We start from the raw sequence: 10,121 nt of genomic DNA on the forward strand, positions 1-10,121 counted from the left end.
ATCCGCTGCGTGTGGCAACGACACGGGACGGCACCTCGTCCAGCTGACCAGTTCTTGTAAAGGAGCACGGATGTCAGCGGATTCGTCGATGTCCTCTGCCGCGTCACCCGACGGGACGCGTGAGGGAGTCGAACCCTCCCCGCCAGATGCCCTTGCGGCGTCGGCCGAGGAGGAAACCGAGGCGGTCGCTTCCGCACGGGCGAGTGCTACGTCGGAGTGGGCGTCCAGGCGCCGCCCACGTGCGGAATCGGGCTCCGCGAGCCGCCGTGAGGAGTCCTCCGCCACCACCGCGGCGCAGGACGAGCCGGACGCCGACCCCGAGGGCGACGACGAGGCGTCGGCCGACACGTCGTCAGCCAGGCAGCCCACCCTCCGGGGGAGCATGGCGGGAAGGGCGGTCATCAGGGCCACCGACGAAGAGGCCACTGACGGCGAGGACGTATCCAGTGAGGACGGCGACGTAACCGGCGAGACCGGTGAGGACGAAGGCGGGGGCGAGGTCGGGGGCGCCGTCACGGGGCAGCGTGGGCCCGTCCGCCGCGGCGGACGCCTGTTCACGCTCGGGCTCCGGCGTAACCGGACCGCTGCCACGGCTGAGCCGACCGCCGACGGGGAGGCAGAGGGCGGCACACCCAAAGCGGTTGCCGCCACGACCACGGCGACAGCCGCCACCGCTGGCGCCGACAGCGCGGCGGACGGAGCGCCGGACGACGCGGGCCGGGTCCGCAAGAGCCTGCTCGCGGGCGCCGCGATAGCCGGTGTCGCCCTGCTCACCGTCCCGTTCCTCGTCAGCGCCGACAGTGACGACAGCCGGAGGGCATCCGCGGTGGCCACCGACGGGACCGTTCTCGGCGGGGGTGCCGAGGGCGGTGAGGCGAGCGTCGGTTCCGCGTCCCCCGAGCCGCGCGAGCGCGAAGCAGCGGACAAGGGCGGCAAGGACGGGAAGCCCGGGAAGGGCAGCAAGGCGGGGCAGGCCGGAAGGGGCGGTGGCGTGGGCGGTTCCGCCGACTCGGGCAACGACTCCGCCGGGGGCGGCAGCGCGCCGAGCGGCGGCAAGGACACCACCGGCACAGGCGACAACCAGGCGCCCGCGCAGTCCGGCACGACGTTCCAGCAGCCCGCGACACAGCCCACCACCGCCGCACCGAAGCCGTCGTCCGGCCCTTCGATCGCGGGTGTCCTGGTCGTCAGCCACGCCTCGCAGCGGTGCATCACCGTCAGTGGCGGGCAGAGCAGGGACGGGGCGCCGCTGCAGATCTGGACGTGCAACGGCTCCTCGGCCCAGAAGTGGCAGTTCATGTCCGACGGGACCGTCCGTTCCATGGGCAAGTGCATGGACCTAGCCGGGGCGGGCACCTACAACGGCACCACGATCCAGCTCGCCAACTGCAACGGCGGCTGGGCGCAGAAGTTCCGGCTGAACGCCGCCCACGACCTGGTCGCTGTCACGCCGGACAAATGTGTCGACGTCAGGGACAACGGCACGTCCAACGGCACCGGTCTCCAACTGTGGGACTGCGGGGGCACAGACAACCAGAAGTGGAGCAAGGGCTGACGGGTCCGGGCACCGCGCACCGTCCCGTGAGCTCATCGGCTCCCGGGTGAAGCGGGCCACGACGTGCAGGTCGGTCTTGATGGCGGCGACGATGCTGGCCCTCGTCGACGAGGGCACAGCCCCGGCTGCGGATCTTTGCGAGGGGCGCCGCCAGAGCGCCGGGACCCGTGATCGTGTGTGGAGTCAGGGGGTGCAGGGGTCCCGTCTCGACCGTCTTGCGGGCGTTTTCCGGCAGGACTCTGCCCATGGACGTGGCGTATCGTGGCCCTCCGACTGACGCGCCGCTCGCTCGCAACAGACGCGGGTGGACACGGTCTGCCCAGGAAGGGCGTTGAAGTATGACCACCCCTGTGCTGGGGACTGCCAGGGAGCCTGTGGACGGGGCGCCGGCCACTCAGCGAACCGCCATCCGCCGCGGCCGGCGGCGACGGCGTGACCGGCTCAGCGAGACTCGGCCACTGACGGCTCAGGAAAGTTGGAGGCTCCTGTCGATGGTGAATGCCTGTCCGGTGACGGCGTTCACCCGCCTTTGACGAAAGAGGAGTACCGCCCCTCGGGACACACTGATGCAACGCTGGTGCGACACTTTGTCGGCCACCGCGTTGGACACAGCGTCCAAAAACGGCTAGCGTTGGATCAGGCAAAGCTGGCTCCAACGTCATCGCGGCCAGTGGTGGACACCGTGAAGGCGCTCTTTTCGTCGGCTTCAGGCCGCTGGAGCCTGGTAAAGACCCTTGCCGACGCGACGTGCGCGAGATGTCGCAACGAGGCGGTCGAGGGTGCTTCGGACCGCGTTGATAGTGCCCGCACTCTCGGCACGGCCAATGGCCTCGGCCACGTCCCTGGCACGCAACGCGACATCACGGTTGCGGGCGAGAACGGCAATCACTTGTTCCGTGAAACTGCTGCCCCGAGACACGGGCTCGGCGAGGAAAGCAGCCTCGGATCCGGCATCGCGCTTGGTCGGCTCCGTCCCGCCCGTATCCTGCGGCAGCGACACGGCAACCTCCGACTCCGCAGGCACGGTGGACGCGGGCTCCGGCGCCTCGGAGGCGGTGCTCGGGCGTGTTACCACTTCCGGAGAGTGTTGACGCGGGACCACGGCGACCGGCACGGCGCTCAGCGCGGCCAGTGCTCCACGGATCGATTCGATGTTCCCCGAGACGGCCGCCAGCTCCGCCTGAACCGACTGCAGCTGCCTCTGGAGAACCTCTTGTTGCTCTTCGAGCTGAGCCAGCTCCGACTGAAGCAACGCAGCCGCCGTTTCAATACTGTTCGCCGCCGAGGCTGGCGCTGACATGAGTGCTCCCTGCTCCTGAGAAGACCGACAGGCGTCCGGGTCGAGCCCCGTGCTGCGACTGCAGAACATGCGCTGCGCAGGGCAGACCTGCAAACCTCTCCCACTCATGAGCATACGGCGCTGCGACCTGGCCGTTGACAGGTGTGTATCTCGTGACAGCGGCACACCACTGCTCGGTCCTACGCGGGTCGCCCGGGGTCTCAGGGACCGGAGCTGTCGACGGCGCCCTCCGCCGGACCGGCGGGCGGCGTCGAAAGTGTGCACGACGCCGCAGCCGGTGCCTTGGGCGGCACGACGGGCGCAACTGGTCGGGCCGAGCATCTGGGGCGTGGAGACGGTCGATGCGCCGGAAGCGTGGGATCCAGCTGTCCGGCTCGCCCGGCACTGTGCCAAACAGGGAGTTGTCGCTGAGGTCCAGCGATCCGGTGGCGCCGGCGCTGTTGTCGACGATCGTGAGGCCGGGTGGCGAGCATCCGGCGAAACCATTCTCAACGCGCAGGCGCCTGACGCCGGTCTGAGTCCTCACGGACGAAGTAGTGTGTATCCGCATGACACTGCTGTGTTGTCATGCGGCCACGCTCGGCGCATACGAGCAAAGCCTCCTGAACAGCTCGTTGGTGTCGAATCACCGAGCAACATCAGGAGCCCTGGTGCCGCAGTGTTCCGTGTCGATGGCCGGGCAGTCCAGTTCAGTCACGCTGGAGTGTGACTGCCTGGCTCACCGGTTGGGAAACGCCGCCGACAACGGGCACCACGGCTCGCCCTGGTCTGGGCCGACGGCGGCTACACCGGCCCCCTCCCAGCACCGTATCGACCCGCCTGCGGCCGATCACCCGCTCCTCATTCCAGCTCCGCCGCGGCCAGCTCGGCCTGAATGCGGTCGGCCTCCTCCCACAGCCCGTCGACTCGACGGCGAGCGGCGAGCTCGTGTTGTTCCAGCAGTCCGACGACCGACGGCATTCGCGACGTCCCGGGGAAACAACGACCCGACAGGTCACCAGCCCACAGAAGCACCGCTGCCATCCCCGACCAGCGGAAACGCGGCGATCACGTTCGGAAGACAACAGCTTCTCAGGCATCCGTCCACCTGCCCCATCGTTACCTCGAACTGCCGTTAATTCGTCCTGACGCTTGATCCGCCCCCGAGACGACTCCCCCACGTGATCTACTCCGCAGACTGCCGCCCACGACGAGCGCGAGCACCCCGCTAGACGAGCACACCAGCCCTTCGAACTGCGGTTTGAAGTTGGCGGAGGCTCACTGTGGAGATCATGCTGCGGACACCACGGATGCGAGTGCGCATGGGCCACAGGACCCTGTGATGCATGCCGTACGCACTCGCATCGCCCCCTCTCCAGACAGCTCGATCATCCCCGTGGCCGGGAACCCTCTCGGCCCCGAAGCGGCGGACATCAGGCCGTGTGGGCCCAGGCCGCCGCCTGGCTGTCGTTGAGCATGTCCTCCACTGCCTTCGACACCACGTCGCGGAACTCGCCGCCGTCCTTCGACGCGACTTCGATCATCGCGTCGATCATCTCCAGCGGGTCGAGCCGCCCGTCGGAGAGGCCGATGAGCGCGTCGATGCCGGCCTGCACGCCGGCCCGCTGGTAGAAGTCGGGGCTGTCGTCCAGCCACCGGAACGCCGTCTCGGTCATCGTTTCGGTGAACCCGGCCAGGTACGCGCCCGGGTTCACCGCCTGGACCTTGATGTCGAACGGTCGCCGCTCCCCTTCGAGGGCCTCGCCGAGGGCCTCCAGCGCGTTCTCGGCCGACACCCACGGGCCCAGCCGGCCGGGGTGAACAGCCCGCCCGTCGAGGAGGTGAAGACCCCCTTGCCCGGCCGGCCCCCGTCGATCCACTTGCGGACGAACTTCTGGACCAGCGGCGGCGGCGCCGCCTCGAAGCAACCGAGACAGCGAGAGCCCGGCCCGGAGGCCGTACAGCACACCCACGCCCCGGGAGCAGCCTGCTCGGCGTGCCTGGTACTGGCTTTCCTAGGAACCGTTGCCCAGGAAAAGACCTCCCTGGCTGCACGGGTTCTCCGCCCCGACGATGGATCGCGCAAGGCGCCTTGTCACTTGAAGCCGCCTCAGCCACATAGGACCTCCGTGTGACGCCGGAGAACTGCGCATCTGCGGGAGACAACATGCGTGAGCACACCGAGCTGTACATCGACGGTGCCTGGCGTCAGCCCCTCGACGGAACGGTCATCGATTTGACCGACCCTGCCACCGGCGAGGTGTCCGGACGGGTGGCACTCGGTGGCGAGGCCGACGTCGACCTGGCGGTTGCCGCGGCCAGCCGCGCATTCCCCGCATTCTCGCGGACCACCCGCCAGGAGCGCATAGATCTGCTGGAGCGGATCGCCGACGAGTACGAACGGCGGGCCGAGGACATGGCCCACGCTGTCACCGCCGAGCTGGGCTGTCCGCTGCCGCTGTCCCGCTCCAGGCACGTCGCCGGCGGAATCGTCCAGTTCCGAGCAGCCGCCCAGGCGCTGAAGACGTTTGCGTTCTCCGAAGAGCGCGGCGCCATCCCCGTCCGCAAGGAACCCATCGGCGTGGCCGCTCTGATCACTCCTTGGAACTTCCCCACTGTCCAGCCGGCCGGCAAGACCGCCTCGGCGCTCGCGGCGGGCTGCACCGTCGTCCTCAAGCCGGCCCGGCTGGCCCCGTACTCGGCTGTCGTCCTGGCCGAGATCCTGGAGGCCGCCGGAGTCCCCGCAGGCGTCTTCAACCTCGTCACCGGTCGCGGCTCGGTGATCGGCCACGCACTCGCGTCGCACCCCGACGTCGCGGTGGTGTCCTTCACCGGCTCGGGTGAGACCGCGCTCCAGGTGAATGCCGCTGCCGGCCGGAGCGCCAAGCGCGTGGCCACCGAACTCGGCGGCAGGTCTCCGCAGGTGATCATGCCCGATGCGGACATGGACGTCGCGGCGGGCACAGCGCTCACCTGGCTGGTGGCCAACACCGGCCAGATCTGCAGTGCGCCGAGCCGGACCCTGGTGCCGCGCGAGCGGCTGGAGGAGTTCCTGTCCGCGCTGCTCCCGCGGATCGAGTCGATCAATATCGGAGACCCGCTCGCGGAGGAGACCGACATGGGCCCGCTGATCTCGCACGAGCAGTGGCGGACCGTCCAGCACTACATCCGGACCGGCCTGGACGAGGGAGCCCACCTGGTCACCGGCGGTCTGGGCAGGCCGGACGGCCTGGAGCGGGGGCACTTCGTCAAACCCACTGTCTTCACCGGGGTCACCAACGACATGACCATCGCCCAGGAAGAGATCCTCGGGCCGGTGATGTCGGTCATCACCTACGACACGGTGGACGAGGCTGTCGAGATCGCCAACGACATCCGGTACGGCCTCGCCGGTTACGTCACCGGCGGCGATCCGGCCAATGCCGCGGACGTCGGCTCCCGTATCGAAGCAGGCTACGTGGTCATCAACAACGCCGATTTCGACTGGACCGCGCCCTTGAGCGGCTGCAAGGCGTCGGGCAACGGCCGCGAGTGGGGCCCCGAGGGCCTACAGGAATACCTGGAAACCAAGGCCCTGCTGGGCCGCTGACGGCACACGCCGATCCCCGACGAAGATGGCACGACTCATGAACACCGACAAGCAGACCGCCCTCGAGACCCGGGGGCGCCGGCATCCCATCGCCCACCTCCACCGTCCGCACCGCCCCTGGCACTTCAGAACCGTGGTCGCGGTCGTCTTCGTGGTGATGGCCGCCAGCAGCGCACCGTCTCCGCTGTACGGTCTCTACCAGGAGCAATGGCACTTCGGTACGGCCACTTCGACGATCGTCTACGCCTGCTACGCCCTCGGCGCGATCCTGACCCTTCTGCTCGCCGGAGGTCTGGCCGAGCACCTGGGCACCCAGCGGACGATCATGGTGGCGCTGGCCACCATCGTCGCCAGCTTCCTCACGTTCCTCCTGGCCACGGGGGCCTGGGCACTGTGCCTGGCTCGCCTGGTCCAGGGCGTCGGGGTCGGGTTGCTCACCAGCAGCGCGGGCTCGGCACTGGCCGATCTTCACCGGGATCGCAGTCATCAGGCCGCGGCGGCGGCCAACAGCGCGGCGACCTCGACAGGCATCGCGCTGGGCGCGGTGTTCTCCGGTCTCGCCGTTCAGTTCTCTCCCGCACCACTGGTCACCCCGTTCGTCGTGCTGGCCGTCCTGTCCGTCGGTGGACTTGCCCTGGTGCGGGCGATTCCCGCCTGGCAGGCCGTGCCGGAACGGTTCAGGCCCTGGCGCCCCCGGGTGCTGCGGCTGGGTGCGGAGCCGCGCGGGATCCTGCTCCGGGTGGCCCCCATCGTGACGGCCGGCTGGGCCGTCGTCGGCCTGTACCTGGCGCTGGGGGTCGACCTGGTCGCCGGCCTGCTGCACACCACCGACAGGGCACTGTCCTCGCTGGTCATCCTCGTGGTGCAGGGCTGCGGCGGCATCGCTCCGATGCTGCTGCGCCGGCTTGGCGACCGGGCCGCATCGGTGACGGGATGCGCACTGCTCGTATCCGGGGTCGGGGTGTCCGTGATCGGGTACGACACCGCGCACGCCATGCTGTTCTTCGCTGGTGCGGCAGTCACCGGGGCGGGCTTCGGCCTGTGCTTCATGGGCTCCACGAGCACGGTGACGGCTGCGGCGATCACCAGGGATGAACCCCAACTCCTGTCAGGGTTCTTCGCCTTGGCGTACATGGCGGTGAGTGTGCCGGTGGTCGTTCTGGGCGCCGCCGCTTCCCGGTTCGGCGTTGCGGCCGCCTTCTCGTGGTTCGGGCTGCTGGTGGCACTGCTCGCCATGGTGGCAGGGGCCATCGCCGTCCGCTCGGGCCGGCTCGAATCCCAGCCGGGCAAACCATGCCTGTCGCCCACCGATAGAGCAGTGAGTGCTGATCTATCGCAGCGCACAGGCAAAATGTGCCCCATCTGACCATATTTTTCCGAATCCAAACGAATGAGAGGCAGTGGCATGGCCACTTGGTTCATCACCGGCGCGTCCCGCGGTTTCGGTCTGGAGATCGCACGCCAGGCACTGGAGCGGGGCGACAACGTCGTGGCGACGGCGCGCAAACCCCAGGACGTGGAGGATGTGCTCTCCCGGTACGGGGACCGACTGCTCGCTGTGGCCCTGGACGTCACCGACGAAGCGCAGGCCGGTGCGGCCGTCGAGGCAGCGGTCGAGCGGTTCGGGACGATCGATGTCCTGGTCAACAACGCAGGACGTGGCGTGCTGGGCGCGGTGGAGGAAACGTCCGACGCCGCGATCCGCTCGGTCTACGACACCAACGTGTTCGGTCTGGCCAACGTCACCCGCGCCGTATTGCCGGTCATGCGCCGGCGGCGGTCGGGCCGCATCCTCAACCTGAGCTCCATCGGGGGCTTCGAGAGCGCGGCAGGATTCGGCGTCTACTGCTCCACGAAGTTCGCCGTGGAGGGCCTCTCCGAGGCGATGCGCGCCGAGCTCGCACCGCTGGGTATCCAGGTCACGATTGTCGAGCCGGGATATTTCCGGACCGACTTCCTCGACGCCACCAGCCTGCTCACGGAGGGTCAGGTCATCTCCGACTACGCCGAGACCGCCGGCGCCGTGCGCCAGGCCGTCCCCGGGCTCAATCACGCCCAGCCCGGTGACCCGGTCAAGGGAGCCACGGCCATCCTCGCCCTGGCCGACGCCGCCAACCCGCCGCTGCGCGCACAGCTCGGCAGCGACTGCGCCTCGGCCATGGACCGTAAGATCGCTCAGCTTCGCGAGGAGACCGACACCTGGCGGGAGCTGGCCCTGTCCACGGACCACGACGACGCGAAGGTCACCAACTGACCCGCCGTATGACTCGCATGAGTCACACGAGAAGGAGGCTGCCGTGACGGAACTCGGTGAGTACCTGCGCGCATGCCGCGCCCGGGTCAGTGCGGAGCAGGTGGGGCTGCCCACGTCCGGGCACCGGCGCGTGCCCGGACTGCGGCGTGAGGAACTCGCGTCGCTGGCGGGCGTCAGCGTGGACTACATCGTGAGGCTGGAACAAGGGCGCGTGAAGTCGGCCTCGCCCGCCATTCTCACGGCTCTGGCCAGGGCCCTTGAGCTGCGTCCCGACGAGGAGGAGTACCTGCTGCGGTGTGCGGCCGAGTCCGGCGTCTCCAGCGGGGCGACGTCGGCCACACCGAGGAACCAGCAGATGTCGCAGGCGACCCGGGCCCTTCTGGGCAACATGGTGAACGTACCGGCGCTCGTGCTGGGCCGCCGCATGGACATCCTGGCGTGGAACCGCCTGAGCGCGGCGCTGTTCACCGACTACTCCCAGCTGCCGGCCAAGCGGCGCAACCACATCTGGCTCACCTTCCTCGACCCCGAGGTCCGGGGGCTGTACGCCGACTGGGAGACAGTCGCCCAGGAGTGTGTGGCCTACCTCCGCATGGATGCCGGCCGTTACCCGAACGATCCCGAACTGGCTCGCCTGGTCGGTGAACTCTCCCTCAAGGACCCCGACTTCCGCCGGTGGTGGTCCGACCACAGGGTGCGGTCCCAGCGGAACGGCCGCAAGCAATTCGTCCATGCGATCGCCGGGGAACTGAGCCTGGACTTCCAAGTGCTTGATGTGCGGGGCTCCTCGGACCAGAGCCTGCTCGTCTACACGGCGGAACCGCACTCTCCGAGCGCACAGGCCCTCAGTTTCCTGGCCGGCTGGACTGCCACCGAGTCCCCAGCCCTGCCGACGGAGGCAGCAGGATCACCCCGGCGCGGAGCGATGCCTTCGGAGGGGGAATCCCAGCACGGGGCGTAGCGCATCTGCGGGACGACCGGGGGCTCCCGCCCACCTGCCTACCCGCTGGGCGTCTCCACCCGCCGAGCGCCCCGTCACCGCAGTAAGCATCTTTAGATTGCATCTGGGATTAGACATGGTCTAAGCAATATCGGCTTTCGACAATGGACAGGTTTTGCCAGTAACAGCGCAGGAGGCGAACGTGCCACAGCGAACACTCACGACGGAGGCCGGTGCGCCGGTCGCCGACAACCAGAACAGCGAGACCGCGGGCATCGGCGGGCCGGTTATCGTCCAGGACCAACTGCTCCTTGAGAAGCTGGCCCACTTCAACCGCGAGCGCATCCCGGAGCGCGTGGTGCACGCCCGCGGCGCGGGCGCCTACGGCACCTTCACGGTGACCGCCGATGTGACCAGGTACACGCGTGCCGGGTTCCTCTCCGAGGTCGGCAAGCAGACCGAGGTCTTCCTGCGCTTCTCGACCGTGGCCGGCAACCTGGGTGC

9 protein-coding genes are annotated in these 10,121 nt (G+C 68.9%); 6 read left to right on the top strand and 3 right to left on the bottom strand.

The window, feature by feature from the left end:
- Nucleotides 1–70: 70 nt before the first annotated feature.
- Nucleotides 71–1,555 (top strand): ricin-type beta-trefoil lectin domain protein, encoded by a 1,485-nt coding sequence (locus tag ACFVJQ_RS36455; protein ID WP_385515518.1) that lies wholly within the window; start codon nucleotides 71–73, stop codon nucleotides 1,553–1,555.
- On the opposite strand, the gene ACFVJQ_RS36460 is transcribed toward ACFVJQ_RS36455, so the two are convergent.
- The 3 genes from ACFVJQ_RS36460 to ACFVJQ_RS36470 form a co-directional block, all read right to left on the bottom strand.
- Entirely contained in the window at nucleotides 1,470–1,949 is a 480-nt protein-coding gene (locus tag ACFVJQ_RS36460; RefSeq protein ID WP_385789968.1) for an IclR family transcriptional regulator C-terminal domain-containing protein, read from the bottom strand. The genes ACFVJQ_RS36455 and ACFVJQ_RS36460 overlap by 86 nt on opposite strands.
- A 312-nt stretch (nucleotides 1,950–2,261) precedes the next feature.
- A complete protein-coding gene (locus ACFVJQ_RS36465) occupies nucleotides 2,262–2,855 on the bottom strand; it encodes a hypothetical protein (RefSeq protein ID WP_385789970.1) in 594 nt (197 codons plus the stop codon).
- A 1,412-nt stretch (nucleotides 2,856–4,267) separates the two neighbouring features.
- Nucleotides 4,268–4,630: a hypothetical protein gene (locus ACFVJQ_RS36470; protein WP_385515515.1), complete on the bottom strand. Its 363-nt coding sequence runs from the start codon at nucleotides 4,628–4,630 to the stop codon at nucleotides 4,268–4,270.
- A 371-nt stretch (nucleotides 4,631–5,001) separates the two neighbouring features.
- Between ACFVJQ_RS36470 and ACFVJQ_RS36475 the strand changes: the two genes are divergently transcribed.
- The 5 genes from ACFVJQ_RS36475 to ACFVJQ_RS36495 form a co-directional block, all read left to right on the top strand.
- Nucleotides 5,002–6,423 (top strand): aldehyde dehydrogenase family protein, encoded by a 1,422-nt coding sequence (locus tag ACFVJQ_RS36475; RefSeq protein WP_385789972.1) that lies wholly within the window; start codon nucleotides 5,002–5,004, stop codon nucleotides 6,421–6,423.
- Nucleotides 6,424–6,460: 37 nt separating this feature from the next.
- Entirely contained in the window at nucleotides 6,461–7,789 is a 1,329-nt protein-coding gene (locus ACFVJQ_RS36480) for an MFS transporter (protein WP_385789974.1), read from the top strand.
- 39 nt (nucleotides 7,790–7,828) lie between these two features.
- On the top strand, nucleotides 7,829–8,677 hold the full coding sequence (locus tag ACFVJQ_RS36485) for an oxidoreductase (protein ID WP_385789976.1): 849 nt from the start codon (nucleotides 7,829–7,831) through the stop codon (nucleotides 8,675–8,677).
- Between the two features lie 43 nt (nucleotides 8,678–8,720).
- Complete coding sequence (locus ACFVJQ_RS36490; protein WP_385789978.1) at nucleotides 8,721–9,638, top strand: helix-turn-helix domain-containing protein; 918 nt, start codon at nucleotides 8,721–8,723, stop codon at nucleotides 9,636–9,638.
- Nucleotides 9,639–9,819: 181 nt separating this feature from the next.
- Nucleotides 9,820–10,121: catalase (locus ACFVJQ_RS36495; RefSeq protein WP_385789980.1), on the top strand; the 302-nt coding region annotated here is incomplete at its 3' end.

It is taken from the genome of Streptomyces sp. NPDC127197 (assembly GCF_042672405.1).
GTDB lineage: Bacteria > Actinomycetota > Actinomycetes > Streptomycetales > Streptomycetaceae > Streptomyces > Streptomyces flavusporus.

Excerpts from the sequence above, each read along its gene's own strand:
- ACFVJQ_RS36485 (WP_385789976.1), top strand. The coding sequence starts at position 7,829 with ATGGCCACTTGGTTCATCACCGGCGCGTCCCGCGGTTTCGGTCTGGAG.
- ACFVJQ_RS36465 (WP_385789970.1), bottom strand. The coding sequence starts at position 2,855 with ATGTCAGCGCCAGCCTCGGCGGCGAACAGTATTGAAACGGCGGCTGCG.
- ACFVJQ_RS36475 (WP_385789972.1), top strand. The coding sequence starts at position 5,002 with ATGCGTGAGCACACCGAGCTGTACATCGACGGTGCCTGGCGTCAGCCC.
- ACFVJQ_RS36480 (WP_385789974.1), top strand. The coding sequence starts at position 6,461 with ATGAACACCGACAAGCAGACCGCCCTCGAGACCCGGGGGCGCCGGCAT.
- ACFVJQ_RS36455 (WP_385515518.1), top strand. The coding sequence starts at position 71 with ATGTCAGCGGATTCGTCGATGTCCTCTGCCGCGTCACCCGACGGGACG.